Origin of the sequence: Streptomyces sp. NPDC096323, assembly GCF_040302845.1 — a bacterium.
Taxonomy (GTDB): domain Bacteria; phylum Actinomycetota; class Actinomycetes; order Streptomycetales; family Streptomycetaceae; genus Streptomyces.
The window spans coordinates 125,293-147,976 of record NZ_JBEOSI010000002.1 but is presented as its reverse complement, the minus strand read 5'-3'; the positions used below and the strand labels follow the sequence as shown (position 1 = coordinate 147,976).

Annotated in this window: 19 protein-coding genes and 1 tRNA gene; 7 read left to right on the top strand and 13 right to left on the bottom strand. The window is 71.3% G+C overall.

Features of this window, described 5'->3' with window-relative positions:
- Positions 1 to 6 precede the first annotated feature (6 nt).
- Positions 7 to 579, bottom strand: coding sequence for an acetate uptake transporter (locus ABTX18_RS04720; protein WP_352121297.1), 573 nt, complete (start codon positions 577 to 579; stop codon positions 7 to 9).
- Between the two features lie 333 nt (positions 580 to 912).
- Complete coding sequence (locus ABTX18_RS04715; protein WP_352121296.1) at positions 913 to 1,434, bottom strand: universal stress protein; 522 nt, start codon at positions 1,432 to 1,434, stop codon at positions 913 to 915.
- A 356-nt stretch (positions 1,435 to 1,790) separates the two neighbouring features.
- On the opposite strand from ABTX18_RS04715, the gene ABTX18_RS04710 reads away from it, so the two are divergent.
- The 5 genes from ABTX18_RS04710 to ABTX18_RS04690 all read left to right on the top strand — a co-directional run bounded on the left by ABTX18_RS04710 (position 1,791) and on the right by ABTX18_RS04690 (position 6,381).
- Entirely contained in the window at positions 1,791 to 2,084 is a 294-nt protein-coding gene (locus tag ABTX18_RS04710; RefSeq protein WP_352121295.1) for a hypothetical protein, read from the top strand.
- A 391-nt stretch (positions 2,085 to 2,475) separates the two neighbouring features.
- Positions 2,476 to 3,711: a GlxA family transcriptional regulator gene (locus tag ABTX18_RS04705; RefSeq protein ID WP_352121294.1), complete on the top strand. Its 1,236-nt coding sequence runs from the start codon at positions 2,476 to 2,478 to the stop codon at positions 3,709 to 3,711.
- Positions 3,712 to 3,721: 10 nt separating this feature from the next.
- Positions 3,722 to 4,324, top strand: coding sequence for an oligoribonuclease (gene orn / locus ABTX18_RS04700; RefSeq protein WP_352121293.1), 603 nt, complete (start codon positions 3,722 to 3,724; stop codon positions 4,322 to 4,324).
- Between the two features lie 125 nt (positions 4,325 to 4,449).
- Positions 4,450 to 4,522, top strand: a tRNA-His gene (locus ABTX18_RS04695).
- Positions 4,523 to 4,845: 323 nt separating this feature from the next.
- Positions 4,846 to 6,381, top strand: a complete 1,536-nt coding sequence (locus tag ABTX18_RS04690) for a hypothetical protein (protein ID WP_352121292.1) — start codon at positions 4,846 to 4,848, stop codon at positions 6,379 to 6,381.
- Between the two features lie 586 nt (positions 6,382 to 6,967).
- On the opposite strand, the gene ABTX18_RS04685 is transcribed toward ABTX18_RS04690, so the two are convergent.
- The 9 genes from ABTX18_RS04685 to ABTX18_RS04645 form a co-directional block, all read right to left on the bottom strand.
- Positions 6,968 to 7,297 carry an SCO0607 family lipoprotein gene (locus ABTX18_RS04685; protein WP_352121291.1) on the bottom strand — a complete coding sequence of 110 codons (330 nt, stop codon included), beginning with the start codon at positions 7,295 to 7,297 and terminating at the stop codon, positions 6,968 to 6,970.
- A 234-nt stretch (positions 7,298 to 7,531) separates the two neighbouring features.
- Positions 7,532 to 8,563: a LacI family DNA-binding transcriptional regulator gene (locus ABTX18_RS04680; protein WP_352121290.1), complete on the bottom strand. Its 1,032-nt coding sequence runs from the start codon at positions 8,561 to 8,563 to the stop codon at positions 7,532 to 7,534.
- Between the two features lie 319 nt (positions 8,564 to 8,882).
- The gene (locus ABTX18_RS04675) at positions 8,883 to 10,343 is read right to left on the bottom strand and encodes a GH1 family beta-glucosidase (RefSeq protein ID WP_352121289.1); all 1,461 of its coding nucleotides are present in this window, start codon (positions 10,341 to 10,343) and stop codon (positions 8,883 to 8,885) included.
- A gap of 120 nt (positions 10,344 to 10,463) precedes the next feature.
- On the bottom strand, positions 10,464 to 11,384 hold the full coding sequence (locus ABTX18_RS04670; RefSeq protein WP_352121288.1) for a carbohydrate ABC transporter permease: 921 nt from the start codon (positions 11,382 to 11,384) through the stop codon (positions 10,464 to 10,466).
- A 15-nt stretch (positions 11,385 to 11,399) separates the two neighbouring features.
- Positions 11,400 to 12,398 carry a carbohydrate ABC transporter permease gene (locus tag ABTX18_RS04665; protein WP_352121287.1) on the bottom strand — a complete coding sequence of 333 codons (999 nt, stop codon included), beginning with the start codon at positions 12,396 to 12,398 and terminating at the stop codon, positions 11,400 to 11,402.
- 399 nt (positions 12,399 to 12,797) lie between these two features.
- Entirely contained in the window at positions 12,798 to 14,126 is a 1,329-nt protein-coding gene (locus ABTX18_RS04660) for an ABC transporter substrate-binding protein (RefSeq protein ID WP_352121286.1), read from the bottom strand.
- Between the two features lie 751 nt (positions 14,127 to 14,877).
- Positions 14,878 to 16,356 (bottom strand): glycoside hydrolase family 18 protein, encoded by a 1,479-nt coding sequence (locus ABTX18_RS04655; RefSeq protein ID WP_352121285.1) that lies wholly within the window; start codon positions 16,354 to 16,356, stop codon positions 14,878 to 14,880.
- A gap of 128 nt (positions 16,357 to 16,484) precedes the next feature.
- Complete coding sequence (locus ABTX18_RS04650; RefSeq protein ID WP_352121284.1) at positions 16,485 to 17,936, bottom strand: sensor histidine kinase; 1,452 nt, start codon at positions 17,934 to 17,936, stop codon at positions 16,485 to 16,487.
- Positions 17,933 to 18,643, bottom strand: coding sequence for a response regulator transcription factor (locus tag ABTX18_RS04645; RefSeq protein ID WP_352121283.1), 711 nt, complete (start codon positions 18,641 to 18,643; stop codon positions 17,933 to 17,935). The genes ABTX18_RS04650 and ABTX18_RS04645 overlap by 4 nt, the downstream gene beginning before the upstream one ends.
- Before the next feature lie 89 nt (positions 18,644 to 18,732).
- On the opposite strand from ABTX18_RS04645, the gene ABTX18_RS04640 reads away from it, so the two are divergent.
- Positions 18,733 to 19,290, top strand: coding sequence for a hypothetical protein (locus ABTX18_RS04640; RefSeq protein WP_352121282.1), 558 nt, complete (start codon positions 18,733 to 18,735; stop codon positions 19,288 to 19,290).
- An 18-nt stretch (positions 19,291 to 19,308) separates the two neighbouring features.
- On the opposite strand, the gene ABTX18_RS04635 is transcribed toward ABTX18_RS04640, so the two are convergent.
- Together ABTX18_RS04635 and ABTX18_RS04630 are read right to left on the bottom strand one after the other, a co-directional pair.
- Entirely contained in the window at positions 19,309 to 20,235 is a 927-nt protein-coding gene (locus ABTX18_RS04635; RefSeq protein ID WP_352121281.1) for a spermidine synthase, read from the bottom strand.
- 65 nt (positions 20,236 to 20,300) lie between these two features.
- Positions 20,301 to 20,765: a hypothetical protein gene (locus tag ABTX18_RS04630; protein WP_352121280.1), complete on the bottom strand. Its 465-nt coding sequence runs from the start codon at positions 20,763 to 20,765 to the stop codon at positions 20,301 to 20,303.
- Positions 20,766 to 21,005: 240 nt separating this feature from the next.
- Between ABTX18_RS04630 and ABTX18_RS04625 the strand changes: the two genes are divergently transcribed.
- Entirely contained in the window at positions 21,006 to 22,367 is a 1,362-nt protein-coding gene (locus ABTX18_RS04625) for an NsdA family TPR-like regulatory protein (RefSeq protein ID WP_352121279.1), read from the top strand.
- The last annotated feature ends 317 nt before the right edge of the window (positions 22,368 to 22,684 follow it).

The following is a 22,684-nucleotide window of genomic DNA, read 5'->3' as shown; positions in this document are numbered from 1 at the left end:
GCTGCCTCAGCCGGTGGCCGTCACTCCTCGGCCGGCAGCACGCCTCGGCACCGACGTCGGCCAGTGGGCCAGCGCGGCGGTCGCCCCGTACCAGGCGGCCAGACCGGCGGCCGCGGCGAACCAGCCGCCCGCCTTGCCCAGGAAGCCGCTGTCCGCGAACTGCCCGAGGCCCAGCAGAACAAGGGCCAGGAACAGCAGTCCGTACGTCCCCTGACCGAGCAGGCCACGACCGGCCGCGCCGACCGTCAGCGTGAGCGCGAACAGGGCCCACAGCAGCAGGAAGAGCCCTGCCGCATGGTCCGAGGCCTGGGCGCCGGCGCCGGTGCCCCAGGTGAACCAGAAGGCGCCCAGTCCGGCGAACGCGGTGCCGGCGAAGCCGTCGCCCGAGCGGAACGCCAGGAGTCCGGCGACGAACAGGGCTATACCGCCGACATACAACGCGAGCGAGACGGCATCGGCCGCCGTCACCCCGTCCACGGCCCCGGTATGACCGATCCCGAATGCCAACAGCGTGAGTCCCAGGGCGAGATGGCCGAGGGTGGAGGTGCTGGTGTTTCCCGCAGAGACGTCGTTGTCCACGGCGGGCTCCCTTCGCATGCGATCGTGCTGTTTCCTGTGACGCTTATCTACCCTTCACAAGCGCACAATCCACATCTACGGATCGGTAGCTTCGGCTTTTCCGCTGTTTCCGTAGGCGAGTTGACGCCATGTCCGACCGATCCGGACGGAAAGAGACCGGCCGTTGGCCGGGTCGGATCAGGACGGACGGAAGGCGGATCCGGAAACGGACCGCCCGCCCCCGGTTGACGCGAGAAACGGGCGCGAAGACCCACGGGGCATCGCAGGCGCCCGGTGCGGGCCGGGCGCGGGTGCAGGTGCGGGTGCGGCGGCTACCGGATGACGCGGCGGGGGCTACGGGATGACGACGACCGGGCGCTGTGCGCGGCGCGCCAGACGGCCCGCGACCGAACCGAAGATCCGGCCGACGATCCCGTGCGTGGAACCGACGACGATCGCGTCGGCCGAGTACTCCCGGCCGACCTCCTCCAGCTCGTGGCAGATGTCCCCGCCGCGCTCGACGAGCACCCAGGGGACCTCGGAGAGGTAGTCCGCGCAGGCGAGCTCCAAGCCCAGGACCTCGGTGCGGTGATCGGGGACGTCCACGAAGACGGGCGGCTCGCAGCCGGCCCAGACCGTGGTCGGCAGCCGGTTGGCGACGTGGACGATGATCAGGCCGGAGCCCGTCCGCCGGGCCATGCCGATGGCGTACGCGAGAGCCCGCTCGCTGGAGGTGGAGCCGTCGAAGCCGACGACCACTCCGTGCCGGAAGGCGGGATCGCAGGAAGGGCGTGCGTCTTCGGCCGCCTGCTGGTCCGACCGGGGGTCGGTTACCTGCTTGCGGTCCGCGGGTTCGGGGATTTCGTAACCGGCCATCGGTGTCTCGGCGAAGAGAGTCCTCGTGAGGAGAGCGACGTGGGGAGCTGCGTCAGCGGGCGGTGTTGCGGTGTCCGGGAATCATCTTCCCAGCCCCTTACCCCCAAGGGTACGGCGTCACTCCTCCACTGCCCAGATCCGCGCAAAGCGCGTGCGACGTTCCACGGAGCATGCCCGAGAGCGGCCCCGTATGGCAATGCCGGTTGCGCGATACACCGACGTCACGGCCCCCCGGACGGCCGCAACCGGTGACCGGGCGGAGCTCGGTCCGTTAGCCCCCGTGTCCGTCGGCAGCCCCCGTGCCCGTCGGTCCCGTGTCCGTCAGCCCCGTGTGTCCGTGCCCCAGGGAGCATCCCGTGCCCGCACCCGTCCCGCCCTCCCCTCCGGAACCCGCCGGACAGCCGGCGAGCGACGTGGTCCGCTGGGCGGTGTTCGGCTGCCTGCTCGTTCCGGTCGTCCTCCTCGCCCTCGGCGACTCCGCCGGAGGGGCCGCGGCCGTCGCGCTCGGCCTGGCCGCCGTCACCGTGGCCTGCCGGATCCTGCTCCGCCGGTCCGCCCGGACAGCCACCCTCGAGGACCCCCCTCCGGCCTGCCTCCGGGCCGAGGGGGCGCACAGGAGTGACCGCCCCGTTCGGGTCGTGCGCCGGTAGAACGACTGATTTCCGCACATGCGACCGTTTATTTTCAGCCAACTTCAGGGCGCGGTCGAATGCTTGTCGAATTGGCCGATCAACCCCCTTGCCAGCAGGCAGGAAGAGACCAAGCGGTACGCTTCCACCCCATGGGGACGGGCCATGAACGCCAGGCGCACTTCCCTGCACGACTCACGAGTGAAACGCTTCGTGATCGAATGCTTCCCGCCAGGTTGCCTTGTCGACATAAAGCCGGTTGGTGAACTTGTCACGACGGCACCACGGGACGCAGTAGATTCGATCTTGAGTGTCGAAGGCGGGGGACTCGTGCACGACCGAGGGGACATGTGCAGGTGCGACAGGCCCGTAAGGACCAGGGAGACGCGAACACCGAGGGGGGCTTAGCGTCATGAGCCAGGACTCCGCCACCGCAACGGAGGCTGTACGGAAGCTGAGCGGGCGCCGACGCCGTGAGGTCGTCGCCGTGCTGCTGTTCAGCGGTGGCCCCATCTTCGAGAGCTCCATTCCGCTCTCGGTGTTCGGGATCGACCGCCAGGACGCGGGGGTTCCGCGTTATCGGTTGCTCGTGTGCAGCGGCGAAGAAGGACCGCTGCGCACCACGGGGGGACTAGAACTGACCGCGCCCCACGGGCTGGAGGCGATCAGCAGGGCCGGCACCGTCGTGGTGCCCGCCTGGCGCTCGATCACCTCACCACCGCCCGTGGAGGCGCTCGACGCGCTGCGCCGCGCCCACGAAGAGGGTGCGCGCATCGTGGGGCTGTGCACGGGCGCCTTCGTGCTCGCAGCCGCCGGGCTGCTGGACGGCCGCCCGGCGACCACCCATTGGATGTACGCACCGACGCTGGCCAAGCGCTACCCGTCGGTGCACGTCGATCCGCGCGAGCTCTTCGTCGACGACGGCGATGTGCTCACGTCCGCCGGCACCGCGGCCGGGATCGACCTCTGCCTCCACATCGTCCGCTCGGACCACGGCACGGAGGCCGCCGGGGCACTGGCCCGCCGGCTCGTCGTGCCACCCCGGCGCAGTGGCGGCCAGGAGCGCTACCTCGACAGGTCTTTACCGGAGGAAATCGGCTCCGACCCGCTCGCCGAGGTCGTGGCCTGGGCGCTGGAGCATCTGCACGAGCAGTTCGACGTGGAGACGCTGGCCGCGCGCGCCTACATGAGCAGACGGACCTTCGACCGCAGGTTCCGCTCGCTCACCGGCAGCGCGCCGCTCCAGTGGCTGATCACCCAGCGGGTGCTGCAGGCGCAGCGGCTGCTGGAGACGTCCGACTACTCGGTCGACGAGGTCGCGGGCCGCTGCGGCTTCCGCTCGCCGGTCGCGCTGCGCGGGCACTTCCGGCGCCAGCTGGGCTCGTCCCCCGCCGCGTACCGGGCCGCCTACCGGGCCCGTCGTCCGCAGGGCGGTGGTCCCGAGCCCGCGGTCACGGCGACCGAACCGGTGGTACCCGCCCAGGGCCCCTCAGGGACCCGGCGTGCCCCGGTGCCGGCTCCGGCGGGCCAGCCGGGTCCGTCGTCCACGGCCGCCGCGGACACGGGCCGCGGCGAGTACGGCAAACCGGGTTCCGAGGCGTACGCCGCGGGCCGCCCGGCCCTGCCGGGACAGCGGAGCGCCCCGTAGGGTGGGGCGCATGAACGACCGCATGGTGTGGATCGACTGCGAGATGACCGGGCTCTCGTTGACGGAAGACGCACTCATCGAGGTGGCCGCACTGGTCACCGACTCGGAGTTGAACGTGCTCGGCGAAGGGGTGGACATCGTGATCCGCCCGCCGGACGCGGCGCTGGAGACCATGCCCGAGGTGGTGCGGCAGATGCACACCGCCTCGGGCCTCCTCGACGAGCTGGCCGGGGGTACCACCCTGGCGGACGCCGAGGAGCGGGTCCTGGCCTATGTCCGCGAGCACGTGAAGGAGCCCGGCAAGGCCCCGCTGTGCGGAAACTCGGTCAGTACCGACCGTGGCTTTCTCTTCCGGGACATGCCCGCGCTGGAGAGCTACCTCCACTACCGGATCGTCGACGTCTCCTCGGTCAAGGAGCTGGCCCGCCGCTGGTTCCCGAGGGCGTACTTCAACAGCCCGGACAAGAACGGCAACCACCGGGCGCTCGCCGACATCCGCGACTCCATCACGGAGCTGCGGTACTACCGCGAGGCGGTGTTCGTCCCGCAGCCGGGTCCGGACTCCGAACGCGCGAAGTCGATCGCTGCCCGCCTGACGCAGCCCTCGGCCTAGACTCCTGGGAAGCCGCTGGTCACAGCCCTTCCGGGGCCTGGGGCCGGCGGCTGAACAATGGGGGCGCGAGCACCCTCTCGGACCCTGTACACTTTTTCTCGGCCGGTCGGAAACGCCCGGACATGGTGGGTATAGCTCAGATGGTAGAGCACCTGGTTGTGGTCCAGGATGTCGCGGGTTCGAGTCCCGTTACTCACCCTCTTCGAGGAAGCCCCTGATCTGCGGAAGCGCAGGTCAGGGGCTTTCTCGTTCCTGGAAGAGGTCTCCCACCGGCGGGCACGCCTCTCTTCCCCGGGCCCCAGGACAAAGAGGGCGCGCCATTCGGTCGGGCCCCGCCCCGACGCAGGCGGACCTCGCCCAAACGCTGACACTTGGGATGTCACCGGAGGCCTTCGTCCTCCGCACACCGACGGGGAAGGCCCTCGCCGCCCGGACCGGAGCCTGCGGACGGAGCTGCCGGCGAGCGGCGTGGTCACCAGGCGGCCCGGCCCGGGCGTGCGACGGGGTGGAAGGATGACGCGGTGTCCGACCTTCTGCATGAACTCTGGCTGCGCGGCCTCGCCTTCAATCCGGCGGCGCCCTCCGACGTACTGATACGCCTGATGGATCAAGCGGCGGGTGAGCTCGGGCAGCTGATGTGCAAGGACCGCGACCTGCCCGACGCCGTCATCGACGCGGCCCTGCGCCACCCGGAGTGGCGGATCCGCGGCGCGCTCGCCCGCAACCAGCACGTAGACCCTTCGCGACTCGCCCCCTTGGCAACGGACCCGTCGGGACTCGTACGCGCGCGGCTCGCCAACCCCTACCTCCACTACTGGCCCCGCTGGGTCCGACCGCTGCCGGACGACATCCTCGTCACCCTCCTGACTGCCCAGGACGGGGGCGAGGACGGCAAGGTCACCGCGAACGAGATCATCTGGGAGCTCGAGTCGTCCCGGCAGATGCCACTGTCCTTCTTCCGCTCCATGGCCGGCCGCGAGGACCCCGCGCTCCGGATACGGGCCACTTGGCGGTGGCAGTCGCTCACCCCGGCGCAGCGGGCGGAGCTGCTCGACGATCCTGACCCTGCGGTCCGTGAAGCGGCGCAAAACGGGAACTGGCAGCTGGACCCGGAACGGGTGGAGGCCGAGCTGCCGTCCATGCGGCCGAGCGGCAGGCTGTTCGTGCTCGGCAGGTGTGCTCTGTCGCCCGCGCTCGTCGAGCAGTGCTTCGCGGACGACACGCTGCACCCCCTGGCCCGGAACCCCCACACTCCGGCCGACGCCGTCGCCCGGCTCGCCCGGCATCCCGAGGCGAAGGTCCGCGAGATGGTCGCCGCCCGGCCCGACCTGGGACCGGACCTGGTCGCGGAGTTGAGGGAGGACCCCGACGAGGGCGTGCGGATGCGCGCATGCCTCCACCCCTTCCCCCGCACCTGGGCCGAGTACGACGTGATCGACCTGGTCATCGGGCACGGTCCTGAATGCATCTGCCCGATCACCGTGCCGGACCCCGACCCGGCCACCGCGCCGTCGCCCGACTGGTTCGCCGCCTGCGCGGTGTCCGGGGAACCGGTGCTCCGCCGGGTTGCGGCGAGCTGGTCCGGCCTGCCCGCAGAACTCGTCGAGACCCTCGCGCAGGACGAGGACGAGGAGGTCCGTATCCGGCTGGCCTGCAACCACCCGTTGGCACCGCCACACCTCCTCCTGGACGTCTTCGTCACCCGCCCGGCCCACCGTTCGCACCTGCTGGCGCTGCCCGGCTTTCCGCGCACCGGCCGGACCCACCTGATCGGCCACCCGGATCCCGAGGTACGCGCCCTGGCCGCAGCCGATCCCACCCTGCCCGAACCCCCGGTGGACGACGCCGACGAGGCGGTGCGTCGGGCCGCCGCCGCCAACCCGAGCCTGACACCGGAGGCCCTGGAGCCCCTCCTCGCCGACCCCCGCACCGCAGAAGGCGCCGCGGCCAACCCGTCCCTCCCCGTGGCCCGTATGCACGCTCTCCTCGACCACAGCCTCAACGGAGCCGCCACCCCACCGACCGCGACGGGACGCCGAGAGGCGACGCCCGCGTAGCGAGCAGACAGGGCAACCTCAGCCCGCAGCGGGATGCCTTTCCCGATCGCCTCGGCCGCGAAGCCCACGACAAGGCTCGAAGTGTCTCTCAGCACTCAGAAGTTCAGGCTGTTGAAGGTTGACCGCCGCGAACAGCGCCACGTCCGCACGGGGCCAACGCTTGATCACGGAGGCGATCCCCAGGACGGGTGGGGCGGCGTTGCCGAGCAGGCAGAGGGTCCGACATCAGGCCCGGATCGGCTGCCGCGACCGAGCGGAGTTCGACCACCTCCTCCCGCGCCGGCCCGTCGACACCCCGCGACGGGCCGTCAGCATCCACCAGGGCGAGGAGCCCACCGTCCAAGCCCGCCCCCTCCCGCGCATCCGCCACAGCCCGGGAGAACGCCGCCGACGGGGATACGCCGACGTGCTCGGGCTCCAGCCAGCAAGGCGAAACCGCCCCTGCCTCCACGGGGTGAGGAGACGTACAGGGCCTGGGTGGGCCATACGTACGTCTGTGACCGGCGTAGTCCCGGTCCGTGCCCAGAGGGCACGCGCCGCGGGCAGCAGTGGCGACAGGAACGTCGACAGGCGGGGCGCCCGCCGGTCAGCCCGCCTCAGGGGCCTCGATGATGTTGCCGTTCTTGTCGAGTGTGTGGGTGCGCCAGTACACGTCCCACTTGTCGTCGACATGCTTCGGCACCTTGCCCTCCGGGTACCGCGTGTATCCCTTCGGGGGCTCCTCGCTGTCCTTGACGCACGCGGAACCGGTGCCGCCCACGGTCATCACGGGGTACTCGCCGCCGCCGCAGATGCTCTCCACGTACCCGGAACATCCGGTGAGTGCCACGACCGCGGCAGCGCTCACGAGAGCGGCCGCGATGATGCGGGCGGGGCGGATCGCGGCCAAGGGGCTGGTCCTGTGGGCGGCGCGCATGGTTCTCTCCTGACTCCGGTCCTTCGTTACCGCCTCAACTCTCGCCGCAGGCCGCCGTCGAACCCTGAGCCCGCATACTCAGCGACGCATGCTCGGATACTCACCACGGGCGCGGTCCGGGAGCGAAGTCGAGATCGAAGTAGGCGAAAAAGGAGGTCCCCAGGGCGTCGAAAAGTGCCCACATCGATCTCAACTTCCGCGTACACGGGAGGGGCGCGCCGCCCCCGCCCGCCCTCACGACGAGTCGCGGACCACCAGTTCGGTCGGCAGGACGATCTGCGGGCGGTCCGTGTTCTCGCCCGCGATCTGGTCGAGGAGCACCCGGGTCATCGTGCGGCCCATCTCCTCGATCGGCTGGCGCACACTCGTCAGCGCCGGGTCCATGTGGCGGGCCACCGCCGAGTCGTCGAAGCCGATGAGGGCCACGTCGTCCGGGATGCGGCGGCCGGCCTCGCGCAGCACCTGGCGGGCGCCCGCGGCCATCAGGTCGGACGCGGCGAAGACCGCGTCCACGTCGGGGCGGCGGGCGAGCAGTTCGCGCATGGCCCGGACGCCGGCCTCCTCGGAGAAGTCGGCGGGGGCGATCAGCCGCTCGTCCGGTTCGTGGCCCGCGTCGGCCAGGGCCCTGCGGTAGCCGTCGAGGCGCCGCTGGGCGGCGTAGACGTCCAGCCGGCCGGTGATGGTGGCGATGGAGCGGCGGCCCCGGGAGACCAGGTGCTCGACGGCGCCGCGGGCACCCTCGAAGTTGTCCGAGTCGACCGAGGGCAGCGGCTCGGAGACGGACCGGCGGCCGTTCATGACGGCGGGCATGCCGAGCTGTTCCAGCAGATCGGGCAGCGGGTCGTCGGCGTGTACGGAGACCAGCAGCACGCCGTCCACGCGGTGCGCGGTCAAATACTGGGCGAGCCTGCGGCGTTCGCGGTCGCTGCCGACGAGGGTGAGCAGCAGCTGCATCTCGGTGTCGGCGAGAGCGGCGCCCACTCCGCGGACGATGCCGGAGAAGTAGGGCTCCGCGAAGAAGCGGGTCTCCGACTCGGGCACGACGAGCGCGATGGCCTCCGTCCGGTTCCCGGCCAGGGCGCGGGCCGCGCGGTTGGGTACGTAGCCGAGCTCGGCGACGGCCGCCTCCACCGCCTCGCGCGTGTGCGCGCTGACCCGTGGCGAACCGTTGATGACCCGCGAGGCGGTGCCGCGCCCCACCCCCGCCCGTGCCGCGACCTCTTCGAGCGTGGGCCGGCCCCCGCTCCGTACTCGCGCTGCCGTCATGGCTGCCTCCCGTTCGCGGTCAATTTCTCACAGTCGGATAACCAAACCAAGTCCTGGCGTTGGTTCGCTTGACACTCGGGGTGACCGGGCCGCCGCTCCCCGAGCCGCACCGTGGGAGCGCTCCCACTCTACGCGCGTGGTCAAGCGCCCCGCGCCCGCCCCAGGAGGAAAGGGGCGGAAGGGGCTGCGGATACGACTGAGACCCGGCCACGGGGCCGGGTCTCAGGGTCGCGCATGTCACGCTCTCAGCAGGGGGCGCCTGTCGCGCGGGCCGCGCCCTCCCCCCGAAGGGGCGGAGCGCGCAGGCAGGCGGGCCGGGTCAGCCGAGGTCGGACTCCGGGAGGGCGTGACGGCGGATGACGTCGGAGTACCAGTAGGCGCTCGCCTTGGGGATGCGGCGCTGGGAGGCGTAGTCGACGTACACGGTGCCGAAGCGCTTCGAGTAGCCGTACGCCCACTCGAAGTTGTCCATCAGCGACCACAGGAAGTAGCCACGGACGTCCGCGCCGTCGGCCACCGCCCGCTGCACGGCGTCGAGGTGGCCGTGCAGGTAGTCGATCCGCTCCGGGTCCTCCACCCGCCCCTCGGGCGAGACGTAGTCGTCGAAGGCGGCGCCGTTCTCCGTGACCATCAGCGGCAGGCCGGGGTGGTCGCGGGTGACGTCCATCAGCAGGTTGTAGAGGCCGTCGGGGTCGATCGGCCAGTCCATCGCCGTGCGCGCCTTGCCCTCGGCGAGGTGGAAGGCCACGTGGTCGGAGCCGGGCCACGGGGAGAACTGGCTGGAGCCGTGGACATCGTTGCCAGAGCCCGCTTCGCCCTTCTCCGGGGTCGAGACCAGAGTCGGCGTGTAGTAGTTGATGCCGAGGACGTCGACCGGACGGGAGATCGCGGCCAGGTCGCCGTCCTGGACCAGCTTCGACCAGTCCACCAGGTGCGCGGTGTCGGTGAGCAGGTCCTCGGGGTACTCACCGCGCAGCATCGGACCGGTGAAGATCCGGTTGCCGACGGCGTCGATCCGGCGGGCGGCGTCCGCGTCGGCCGCGCTGGCGGTCAGCGGGCGGACCTGGTGCAGGTTGAGGGTGACCGAGGTCTGCGCACCAGCGGGGAGTTGATCGCGCAGGACCTCGATCGCCCGGCCATGGGCGAGGTTGAGGTGATGGGCCGCCCGCAGGGCGGAGGCGGGCTCGGTGCGGCCGGGGGCGTGCACTCCGGAGCCGTATCCGAGGAAGGCCGAGCACCACGGCTCGTTGAAGGTCGTCCAGGTCGCGACCCGGTCGCCGAGCGCGCCCGCCATGATGACGGCGTAGTCGGCGAACCGGTCGGTGGTGACCCGCTGCGGCCAGCCGCCGGCGTCCTCCAGCTCCTGGGGCAGGTCCCAGTGGTAGAGGGTGGCGACGGGGGCGATGCCCGCCTCGAGCAGCTCGTCGACGAGCTTGCGGTAGAAGTCCAGGCCGCGTTCGACGGCGGGGCCGCGGCCGGTGGGCTGCACGCGGGACCAGGAGATGGAGAAGCGGTACGCCTTCAGCCCCAGCTGCTTCATCAGCGCCACGTCGTCGCGGTAGCGGTGGTAGTGGTCGGCGGCGATGTCACCGGTGTCGCCGTTGCGGACCTTGCCCGGGGTACGGCTGAAGGTGTCCCAGATGGAAGGGGTGCGGCCGTCCTCGGCTGCGGCGCCCTCGACCTGGTAGGCGGCGGTGGCCGCTCCCCAGACGAAGCCCGTCGGGAATTTCGTGGCCGCGGGCGCCTGCTTCGGGGCGATGTCGGGTCGTACGGCAGTCATGCGGGAGCGCTCCCAGGGGTGGACGGACAGGGGCGGGACGTGGAACTCCGGAGCCCGTACGGCCGCGGTCGAGCGGGGCCGTACGGGACTTCCGGGAAGACGGGGCGGCCGGGGAAGACGTCAGCCCTTCACGGCGCCGGACATGATTCCGCCGACGATCTGCTTGCCGAAGATGACGAACACCGCGAGCAGCGGCAGCGTGCTGATCAGCGCGCCGGCCATCACGATGCTCTCGTCGGGGGTGAACGAGGCCTTCAGCAGGCCGAGGGCCACCTGGAGGGTGGGCTCCTGCTGGTTCAGGGCGAGGTAGGGCCAGAAGAAGTCGTTCCACGCCTGGACGAAGGTGAGCATGCCCAGCACCATCATCGCGGGGCGGGCCACCGGGAGCACGACGCTTCGGACGATACGGAAGTTGCTCGCACCGTCGATCTTCGCGGCCTCGATCAGCTCGTACGGCAGCGCCTCGATCAGGTACTGACGCATGAAGAACACACCGAACGCGCTGACCAGGGTCGGGAAGATCACCGACTCCAGGCTCCCGCCCCAGCCGAGGTCGGACATCATCATGAACAGCGGGACGACGCTGAGCTGCGGCGGAATGGTCAGGGTCGCGATGACCGCGGTCATCAGCGCGCCGCGACCACGGAAGCGCATCTTGGCGAAGGCGTAGCCGGCCAGGGTGCAGAAGAAGAGCGTCGCCAGTGTGATGCAGCTGGAGACGATGAAGCTGTTGAGGATCGCCTTGCCCAGGTGCGCCTGCGTCCAGGCGGCTTCGAGGTTGTGGAACAGCCGGCCCCCGGGCAGGAACGGCGGGGTGGAGGCCAGTACCTCGTCCTGGGTGTGGGACGCGGCCACCAGGGTCCAGTACAGCGGCAGCAGCGAGCCGATGCCGACGATAGTCAGCGCGATGTAGGCGAAGGGGCCGCCCTTCAGTTGCTGGCCGGCACCGGGCTTGAAACGGCTCGGGCGCTTCTGCGCGCGGTGCGCGGTGCGCACCGGGCGGACGGAGCCCGGGACTTTGGTGGGGCTGGTGATGGTCATGAATATCGCTCCCGGTCAGACCGCGGATTTGCGTACGAAGCGGCCGATGAGCCAGTTGACCGCGGCGATGAGCAGCAGGAGGGCGAGCATCGCCCAGGCCACTGCGGCGGCCGGACCGAGATGCCCCAGGTTCCAGCCGTAGTTGTAGAGGTAGAGGGTGAGGGTCTCGTACTGGTGCTCGGTTCCCCCGCTCGCTCCGATGGCGCCACCCTCCAGCAGGAGAGGTTCACCGAACAGCTGCATGGAACCGATGGTCGAGATGACGATCGTGAAGAGGATCGTGGGCCGCAGCGAGGGGATGGTCACCTTGAGGAACTGCTGCCAGCGCGAGGCGCCGTCGAGCGAGGCGGCCTCGTACAGATCCGACGGCACGGCCTGCATCGCGGCCAGGTAGATCAGGGTGTTGTAACCGGTCCAGCGCCAGATCACGATGACCGAGATGGCGATCTTGGACGTCCAGTGCCCGTTGGCCCAGTTGGTGTGGCCGAGGCCGACGAATTCCAGCGCCCAGTTCAGCAGACCGCCGTCGAGCCGGAAGACCAGCGCGAAGACCAGGGCGGCGGAGGCCACCGAGGTGGCGTACGGGGTGAGGATCACCGTCCGCCAGAAGGTGCTGGCGCGGAGCTTGTAGTTCAGCAGGTGCGCCAGGCCCAGCGCGACGAGCAACTGCGGGACCGTCGACATGACACCGATGAGGAAGGTGTTGGTGACGGCCGTCCAGAACTCCGAGTCGTGCAGGATCCGGTCGAAGTTGTCCCAGCCGACCCACTCCATCTGGTCCAGGCCGGTCATCTCGACCCGGTGCAGGGCGATCCAGCCGGTGTAGATCAGCGGATAGAGCCCGAAGGCCCCGAAGATGAGGAAGAACGGGGCTATGTAGGCGTACGGCGACGCTTTGTCGTCGAACCGCCAGAGGCGGCTGCGCCACGCCTGCCGGCGGGCGTTCACCGGCTTCCGCTGCGAGCCGGGGGGCGGCGGGGCGTATACATCCCGGGTGGGAGACGAGGTGGCCACGGGCGATATTCCTTCCCTGGATTGCTTGGGTTACCCGGGTGGAAGCTGTTGTCCCACTCCCGACGGGACCGGCTCGGGGCGGCCGGTGCGGTCGATCGCAGGGCGCCGGAGTGACCTCAAGGCGGAGCCGTGCGGGCAGTTCGGCGACGCGGCGAGCGGCGCACCGGGCGTTCGGGCCGGGGGTTCGGGCTGGGGGTTCGGGCCCGGCGGGTGTCGGACCACAGCAACTGACGGGGGCCGGACGGGCCGGCGGCGTGGTGGGCTTCCACGGGACGGCCGGGGTTTACCGGTCGCCCCGTGGAAGCCCACGGCACGCGGGCCGGTGCGGCCCCCTGCCCCCGTGAGGGGGCGGGAACACGCAGGTGCGGGCGGCCCTGGGGCCGCCCGCTGTTGCGAGCGTCAGCCGATCGCCTTTTCGATCGTGTCGACCGCCGCGTCCCATGCCTTGTCGGGCTTGGTGCCGCGCTGCTCCATGTTGTTGATCTGGGTGGAGATGCTCTCCTTGATGGTGGCGTCCTTCGGGCCGATGATCGCCTCGGGGATGGACTTGGCCTCGCCCGCGTAGATCTCACCGATCGGCGCGTTGTTGAAGTACTCGAGCTTGCCGGTCTTCACGTCGGCCAGTTCGTACGCGCCCTTGTTGGACGGGAAGAGGCCGGTCGCCTTGAAGACGGCGGCCTGCTGCTCGGGGGCGGTCAGCCACTTGACCAGCTCACCGGCCTCCTTGACGTGCTTGCCGGCGGTCGGCACACCGAGGAACGAGCCACCCCAGTTGGCGGCGCTGGAACCGGGCGCGGTGGTGATGTCCCACTTGCCCTTGTTTCCGTCACCGGCGTTGACAGAGATCTGAGCGGCCATCCAGGCGGGGCAGACCACGGTGGCCATGGTGCTCTTGCGCAGAGCGGCCTTCCACGGGTCGCCGAACTGGGCGAGGCCCTGGGTCAGCTTCTTGTCCACGGCCTCGGCCGACAGGTCCCAGCCCTGCTTGACGCTGGGGCTGTCCTTGTAGATCGCCTCACCGTTCTCGTCGTAGTACTGCTTGGCGTTCGAGCTGACGACGGCGTTGAACATCGCGCTGGCGGAGTCCATGAAGTACGTGCCCGCAGGCGCGTTCTTCTTGTACTCCTCACCGAGCTTGAGGTAGTCCTCCCAGCCCCCGGCGATCTTCGCAGCAACTTCCTTGCGGTCGGTCGGCAGGCCGGCCTTCTTGAAGAGCTCGCTGTTGTAGCAGAGCGACATCGGGCCGATGTCGGTACCCGCGCCGATCACCTTGCCGTCCTTGGTGGTGGCCTGCTTCTCCTTCCAGGACACCCACTCGTTGACGTCGATGATCTTGCTCAGGTCGGCGAACTGGTCCGCCTTCGTGTCGACGAGCTCCTTGATGCGCCCGACCTCGAGGCCCTGGACGTCGGCGAGACCACTGCCCGAGTTCAGCTGCTGGAGCAGCTTGGGGTAGTAGTTCTTCTCCTCGGCGGTGGTCTCTTCCTTCACCGTGATGTTCGGGTGCAGCTCGTGGTACTTCTCGAAGAGGCCGGCTTCCTTGTAGCCGAACTGCCCGAAGTCCGCGACGGTCAGCGTGATCTTCCCGTTCGCATCGGAGGACGTGTCGTCCGACGAGTCCGAGTCGCTGCTGCAGCCGGTCAGCAACAGGGCCGTGGCTGTCAGGCCCGTGGTGGCCAGAACCGCGACTCTGCGGCTGCGACTGGCGGCGGTGCGGGTGATACGCATTCCACTACTCCTTGTTCCAGGGTGGGACTGGCTCACTGCGTGGCATACGCGCTGGTGAGTGCGGGTGCCAGATGGTTCAGGGGGGAGGACACGGGCAGTGCCGTTCGCACAAGAATTCCTCATGCGATGTGGGAGCGCTCCCATGCGCCGATGTCGGAAGGTTGCTGCCTGAGGGGGGTGGGTGTCAAGAGTTGAAGACGCTTCCGTTGCGCGAGCGTGTCCTGCAAGTCACGAGACCGTGTCCGGCCGAAGGCTTGCCAAAGCGCACCCCCAGGGGAAGCGGACGATGGGCTTCCCGAATTTCCGCAGGTGACAGCCCTGTTGACAGTGGATCTTGCGCCCTGTGCCGCGAAGTGAACCCGACCGTGCGGGTTTCGCGACAACCCCCGGAAACACCCCTCGCCCGCCCCGATTTCACCGGTGGCGCCCGCCGGAAGGTGAACGAGACCTCGCACCAAGGGGGCGTCCTGGGGCCCTTCCGCGTTCTTTCCCCGAAGCCGAGCGCCGGATGGTGGCCGAAACGGCAGCCCGCCGGGTGACCGGAACGGTGTATGTACGGGGCCCCTGGGGAGGGGCTCCGGGGAGGGGCCGGATGGCAGGCCGAGTGACGAGGGCGCGGCTTGCACGGCCCCTTGAATCCGCCGCGGGGCGGGGCGGCTCCACGACAAAAAACGACGACAAAAAAAGGGGGCGCACCCCGGCCGGGCGTGGGGGATGTGGGGGCCGGCCGGGATGCGCGGGGGGAGGGTGGCTAGTTATAGGCGCCGAACGCCTTCGTGAAGGCGAGCGGCTCCTGGGCGATCGAGCTGCACGAAGCGTCCGCGGACGGCTTCGGCCCGCCCGCGCAGGCCTTGTCCCGCGTGCCCGACCACATCGCGAGCCAGGCGAGGCCCTTCTCCTTCGCGAACGCCACCAGCTGGGTGGCGTCCTCGACCTTGAAGATCTCGGTGCTGACGTCGTTCACGCCGATCATCGGGGTCACGGCGACGCTCTTCCACGCCTCGGCGTCGGAGAGCCCCAGCACGCCCTTGACCTGGGCCTGGGTGGCCGTCGCGGCCTGGATGGCGTACGTGCCCATGTCGCCGCTGTACGAGGCGCCGTAGTCCATCGCCATGACGTTGACCGCCCCGACGTCCACGCCGTTCTTCTTCGCGTCGGCGATCAGGTCCACGCCGGGCTGGGTCAGGCCCTCGGGCATCACCGGCAGGGTGAAGGAGACGTCCAGGCCGGGGTGGGACTTCTGGAGCTGGGCGATGGCCTGGGAGCGCCGGGAGTTGGCGGCCGTGTCGGGCAGCGCCCCGCCCTCGATGTCGAAGTCGACCTTGGTCAGCTTGTACGTGTCGACGACCTTGCCGTACGCGGCCGCCAGGTCGGCGGCCGAGGCGCACTTCAGCGCCAGCTCGGAGCCGGAGGCGCCGCCGAAGGAGACCCGGACGTCGCCGCCGGCCGCGCGCAGGGCGCCGATCTGGGAGGCGACGTGGTCGTCGCCGAGGCCGGTGACGCCGCCCCAGAGCGGGGCGCAGCTGCCGCCGGAGGTGATGAAGGCGAGGTTGAACTGCTTCACACCGGCCTTGGTGGCGGTGTCGAGCAGGTCGTACGCCGGGTAGAGCGAGGTGTCGACGTACGGGGCGAAGCCCGCACCGCTCGCCGTGCCGCCACCGCCGCCTTCGGTCTTGGTGGGGGTCGGCGTGGGGGTGGGCTTCTGTGTGGGGGTGGCCGTGGGGCTGGCCGAGGCGGTCGGGGCGGGGGTCGCGGTCTCGGTGGGGCGGCCGCTCGGCTCGGGGGTCGCGCCGGTGTCGACGGAGCACGGGGCGTCGTCGATGAGGCAGCCGGTGGGGTCGGCGGCCGTGCCGTCGGCGCTGGTCACGAAGCCGACGGTGACGGACTTGCCGGGCGCGAGCTCCTTGTTCCAGCTCGCCGGCTCGACGGTGACGTGGCGGCCGGTGACGGTGTGCTCGCCGTTCCACAGCGAGCTGATCCTGGTGCCCGCCGGCAGGTCGAATTCGAGCGTCCAGCCGGTCTTGGCCGTGCCGGTGTCGTTGGTGACGACGTACTGCCCGGTGTATCCGCCGGTCCAGCCGCTGGTCCTCGTGTACGCCGCGCCGACCGCCGCCGCCTGGGCCGTGCCGGTGAGGGCGAAGACCGTGCCGCCGATCACGGCCGCGGCGACGACCGCGCCGATCGCCTTGGTCCTGGTGCTCGCCGTGCGCCGGTGCGTGCTGGTGCCCATCGCGTTCCTGCCTCGTGTACGGAAGTGGGGGATGCGGGAGCACGCTAGCGGCACCGAATCCGGCAAAGGGCACGATCCGGACCGGGGTTGATGTTCTTAGGGTGCGCTTAAGGAGCGCATCGGCCGGTCTAAAGGTTCGGGCCCGCCCCGGAGCGGAATGGGAGCTTTGCGCCGCGCCCGGTCACTCCGCGCCGCTGCCGCCCCACCCGGTGGCCGCGCCCGCGCCGCTGGGGCCGCTGGCCATCGAGCCCGATCCAGATACGCACCTCCGTGCCGCCGAGCACGGAGCGCCCGATCCGCACATCGCCGCCGGTGGACTCGGCGACCCTGCGGACGATGTCGAGGCCCAGCCCGGTCGAGCCCACCGCTCCCCTGGCTCCGCCGCCCCCGCTGCCGCCGCGTGCCAGTGCGGCCTTCGGGTCGGCGATGCCGCCGCCGGCGTCCGAGACGAGCACGATCACCGCGTCCCCGCTGTGGTGGACGTCGACGGCGAAGGCGGTGCCCTCCGCGGTGTGCCGGAAGACGTTGCCGAGCAACGCGTCGAGTGCGGCGGCCAGTTCGGGGCGGGCGACCGGAATGCGTACCGTACGGTCCACTCCCGCGAGGCGCACCTCGCGGCCCTCGTCCTCGGCCAGCGCGGACCAGAAGTCCATCCGCTCGCGGATCACCTCGGAGACGTCGCAGCCGGCCCCGGGCCCGCCGTTCGGGCCCTGGGTCTGGGGGCGTTGTTCGCGGGCGGTCCTGATGATCGTGTCGACCTCGTGCTCCAGCTGCTGGACGGCCGCCCGGGTCTGCTCGGCCGCCGGTCCCTCGCCGAGGGACGCGGCGTTGAGCCGGAGCACGGTGAGCGGGGTGCGCAGCCGGTGCGAGAGGTCCGCGGCGAGTTCGCGCTCGTTGGCGAGGAGCTGGACGACCTGGTCGGCCATGGAGTTGAACGCGACGGCGGCGGACCGCAGTTCGGTCGGCCCCTCCTCCGGCACCCGGGTGCCGAGCCTGCCCTCCCCCAGGTCCTGTGCGGCGCCCGCCAGGCGGCGGGCCGGCTGCACCATGCGTACGCCAAGACGGTCGGCCACAGCGACCGAGCCGACGATCAACGCGATGCCCACGCCGGCCAGCATCAGCCAGGCCGTGGCGACCCCGTTGGACACCTCGTTCTCGGGCACGAAGACCTCGACGACGGCGGTGCCGCCGGAGCCCAGCACGGTGGGCTGGAGCAGCGCGGAGCCGCCCGTCACCTCGGTGATGGAGGCGCGCCCCGATTCCCGTACGGTCTCCAGGTCCTTGCGGGTCGCGCGCCGGCTGCCGATCTCCACCGCGACGCTGCCGGCCTTGCCGGACGCGGGCACGTGCACGGCCATCCGGCCCGCGGCTCCGGGTTCCGTGGTGAGGACGGCCGTTTCGAGTTCGGCGCGGTCGGTGGTGATGGAGAGGGTGGGGCCGATCGTCGCGGCCTGCCGTTCGGCGTCGGAGAAGGCGCGGTCGCGCGCCATCTCCTTGATGACGAGGCCGAGGGGGACGGCGAAGGCGATGACGACCATCGCGGTGACGGCCAGGCAGACCTTGACCAGGGCCCATCTCATGCGGGCTGCTCCGGGGGTGCGGCGGGCGGCTGGAGCTTCACGCCGACGCCGCGCAGGGTGTGCAGATAGCGCGGCCGGGCGGCGGTCTCGCCCAGTTTCCGGCGCAGCCAGGAGAGGTGGACGTCGATGGTCTGGTCGTCCCCGTAGGACTGCTGCCAGACCTCGGCGAGCAGTTCCTTGCGCGCGACGACGACGCCCGGGCGGCCGGCCAGGAAGGTCAGAAGGTCGAACTCGCGTCGGGTGAGGTCGAGTTCCTTGCCGTCGAGTTCGGCCAGGCGCCGCAGCGGGTCGATGGAGAGCCCGCCGACCTGGATGACGCGCGGTGGCGGGGCCTCGCCGCCGGCCGCCCGCGAGCGGCGCAGCACGGCGGCCATGCGGGCCGAGAGGTGCTCCACGGAGAACGGCTTGGTCAGGTAGTCGTCGGCGCCGTCGTTGAGCAGCCGGACGATCTCGCTCTCGTCGTCGCGCGCGGTCGCGATGATGACCGGTACGTCGGTGATGCCGCGCAGCATCTTCAGCGCCTCGGCCCCGTCGAGGTCGGGCAGCCCGAGGTCGAGGATGACCACGTCGAACCTGAAGTGGGCGACCTCGCGCAGCGCTTCGAGCGCGGTCCCGACGCTCCGCACCGTATGGGAGGCCTCGGTCAGGTGCCGGATGAGGGCGGAACGTACGAACTGGTCGTCCTCGACCACGAGCACACTTGGCATGGGCGGCACCGTACGCCATCGGACGCCGTACGGTCCGGCCGGTGGCGGTAGCGGGACAGCACGGGGGCGCGTGGTGCAGGATGTGCCGGATGCAACGAGGTCTCGTACACGCGCTCGCGTGGTCGCTCGCGACGGGCGCGGCGGTCACGCTGTCGTGGTGGGGTGTGCGCACCGTGATGGCGGGCACGGCGTACGATCCGCCGCGCGCGGTGCCGATCGCGGCGGGTGCCCGGAGCGACCGGGACATCACCGAGAACCTGTCGTCCTCGACACACCGCCCCCGGCCGACCCCGTCGAAGAGCCCGTCGGCCTCCCGCCGGGCCACACCGAAGCCGCCCACGTCCCCGTCCCGGAAGCCGTCGCGCACCCCGGCGGCCACTCCGCGGCCGACGGCGGCGGCGACGGCCACGGCCACCGCGTCGGGGACGGCTAAGAGCTACCGGACGGACGGCGGACTGATCGTCTTCGAGATCGGCGCGGACGAGGCGAAGCTCGTGTCGGCGACGCCGGAACAGGGCTGGTCGGTGCAGGTCTGGACGAACACGACATGGATCCGGGTCAACTTCACCAAGGACGACGGCACGACGGTGTCGGTCTTCTGCACCTGGAACGACCATCCGCCGCAGGTCGAGATCGTCAATTCCTGAGACCCCTTGCTTTCGCCGTCAGTCGAAGGCGGACGCCGGGGGCGCGGGTGAGGGCCGGGCGTCCGCGTCGTGCACCGCGGCCGCGCCGCCGGTGAAGTCGGCGAGCGCCCTCCCGTGTTCGACGCGCCCCGGATGTGGATCGGTCGCCACCCTGCGGGTCAGCTCCGCGACCTTCGGCGCCACGTCCGAGGCGAGCAGTACGGCGTTGCCGAAGCGGCGGCCGCGGAACACGGTCGGGTCGGCGGCGAGCGCCAGCTCGCCGAACACGGTCGCGGCGGTGGCGATCTGGCCGCGCAGGTGGGCCAGCGGCGGCCCGTCGGCGAGGTTGGCCACGTAACTCCCGCCGGGCTTCAGGACGCGGCGCACCTCGGCGAGGAACTCGGTGCTGGTGAGGTGGGCGGGGGTGCGGGCCCCGCTGAAGACGTCGGCGATGACGAGGTCGGCCCAGCCGTCCTGGATCTTCCCGAGCCCGGCGCGGGCATCGGTGGCCCGGACCCGGATCCTCGCCTGTGGGTCCAGCGGCAGCTCCCGGCGCACCAGTTGGACGAGGGCGGCGTCCACCTCGACGATCTGCTGGGTGGAGCGGGGGCGGGTAGCGGCGATGTACCGGGCGAGAGTGAAGGCCCCGCCGCCCAGATGCACGACGTGCAGCGGCTGACCCGGGGGCGCGACCAGGTCGGCCATGTGGCCGATCCGGCGCTGGTACTCGAACGAGAGGTACGTCGGATCGTCGAGGTCCACATGGGACTGCGGGGCGCCGTCGATCGTCAGGGTCCAGGCGCGCCGGCGCTCCCGGTCGGGCACCAGCTCGGCGACCCCGCTGTCCACGGGCTCGGTGACGTTGCCGGCGGGGCGCTCGGAGCCGCGCCCCGCCTTGCGGTCGGTCCTGCGGTCCGCGCGCTGCTTGCGGTCGCCCGCGCCGCCGGCCGCTCCTCGACGTGCCACTGCCCCTCGTCCCCGCTCATCGTGCCGTGCACCGAGGTGTTTCCCCTCGTCCGGCCATTATGAGCTCAGCGGCAGTTGTCGGCCGCCTCGATCAGGCGGGCGGCCTGGTCGAGCGCGGCCCGCAGCGCGGCGGGGTCGGTGACCGGGGTGTCGTCGGCGGGCGGCAGCAGCCAGCCGCTGCCCTGGACCGGCGGCTCGGCGGGGATGCGCAGCCCGCGGCCGTCGGTCCGCGTACAGGCGCTGCCCGGTACGTCCCAGGCCTGGGCGGTGCCCGGGGGCACCAGGAAGCCGAGGGTGGCGCAGGCCCCGTCGTGGAGCACCGGGCCGACCGCCTCCTGGTCGGCGCCGCGCCGCAGGATGTCGACGGCCTCCAGGCCCTGGCGGGCCGGGACGGTCACGAGATCGCAGGGTTCGGGTTCGGGGGGCGTGCCGCGTCCCTCCGCGGGCGTCGTGGTGCCGGTCGGCGCGGCCGCCGTCTTCCCGGTCGTCGCGGTCGTTCGCGATCCGGTCGCCATGCCGAGGTGCAACAAGGGACCTCTCCTCTCATCGCCGGGCGGAGCCGGACTCCGTCTCCACATGGACCAACGCGCCGAACACGTCAAGGGCTACGGTGCAGCACCGCCGCAAAGGGTGGCAGTTCATGGCGGATTGTGGGCGAGATGTCTGCTTTATTACTAAACGCAGCGTGTGCGCACTGTCACAGCAGGTACGTTCTTGCTCCGCCGGGACACCGGAAACAGCGCCCGGCTCGCACCAGAGAGGGCGCCGCCATGGTGTCGACAGGGGCAGTTCCCAACCTCGCCTTCCGGCGGCTGCGCGGACCGCGCTCCGCCGGGGAGTTCGCTGCCGCGGTACGCAGGTCGGCTCGCGAGATCGGCGAGCAGGTCGCGTGCGACGCCCGGTACATCGGCCGCGTGGAGTCCGGCGAGATCCGCTGTCCCAACTACGCGTACGAGCGGGTCTTCCTGCACATGTTCCCCGGGGCGACCCTGGCGGACCTGGGCTTCTCACCGCGCGAATCGGTACGCGGCCGGGGAGCCCGGGCCGCGGCGGACGCTCCACCACAGACTTCCCCGCTGCTGGTACTCGGCAGCGACACCGACGAGGAGAGCGACGTGCTGCGTCGCGCATTCATGACGAGCGGCACCACCGCGGTGGCGGCCGCCTCCCTGGGCCTCGGGCTCGGCGGCCCGGCGGCCGCCTCCGTGCCCGCGCAGCGCCGGGTCGGCGAGGCGGAGGTGAGTGCCGTCGAGAAGGCGGTGCGGCAGATCCGTCTGCTGGACGACCGGCACGGCGGTGACGGCCTGTACCGGCGGGCCTCGCAGCCGCTGCGGGCGGCGTACGCGCTGCTCGACTCCGGCACCACGACCCGCCGCTCCACGGCGGACCGCCTGCACGCCGGCGCCGGTGAGCTGGCCATCTCGGTGGGCTGGCTGGCCCATGACTCCGGCCGGTTCGACGACGCCCGCTCGCACTACGCGGAGGCGCTGGCCACCGCGCGCCTGGCCGGCGACCCGGCGCTGGAGGCGCACGCGTTCTGCAACGCGTCCTTCCTGGCCCGCGACACGGGGCGGCCGCGCGAATCCGTGCGCGCGGCGGAGGCGGGGCAGCGGGCCGCCCGGCCGCTGGGCTCTCCTCGGCTGCTGGCGCTGCTCGCGCTGCGGGAGGCGGGGGGCCGGGCGGGACTCGGGGACCGTACCGGCTGCGAGAAGGCGCTCGGCCGGGCGCACACCGCGTTCGGGAAAGGGCCGTCCGCGGCGGACCCGGAGTGGATGACCTTCTTCCGCGAGGCGGAGCTGGAGATGCTGGAGGCGCAGTGCTGGTCGGCGCTGGGCGACTGGTCGCGGGCCGCCCGCCACGCACGCCGGGCGACGCGGCTGCAGGACCCGCACTTCACGCGGAACATGGCGCTGTACCGGGCCGAGCTGACCTGGGACCTGGCCCGGGCGGGCCTCACGGAGGAGGCCGCGGCGACGGGCCACCGGGTGCTCGACCTGCTGGACCAGGTCCAGTCGTCCCGCATCCGGACGATGCTGTCCGACGCGGTCACGGTCCTCCGCCCCCAGGGCCGCGGCTCCGTGGACGTCAGGGACTTCCTGGACCGCCATGCGGTGTCGGGGGCGGGGGCCTAGGAGGGCGCGTCCGCCGGCCCGCCCCTCAAGCTTGGTTGTGCGGGTCCCCGCGGGGCGCGCCTCAGGCGCCTGGGTGGGGGTCCGGGGTCCCTCCGGGGCGTCTCCTCAAACGACGAACGTTCCGCCGGTACGCGATGAACCCGGGTCGATGTTCGTCGCAGGAAATGGCGTATGACGGCGGTCAGAAGGCCACCCAGCCGCACATGCCATTTCTGAGGAGACGCCCCGGAGGGACCCCACCCCCACCCACCGGGCAAAGGCGGCCGCATCGGCGGGGGAGCCGCACCACCAAGCCCGTCCGGCGATTGAGGACGGAA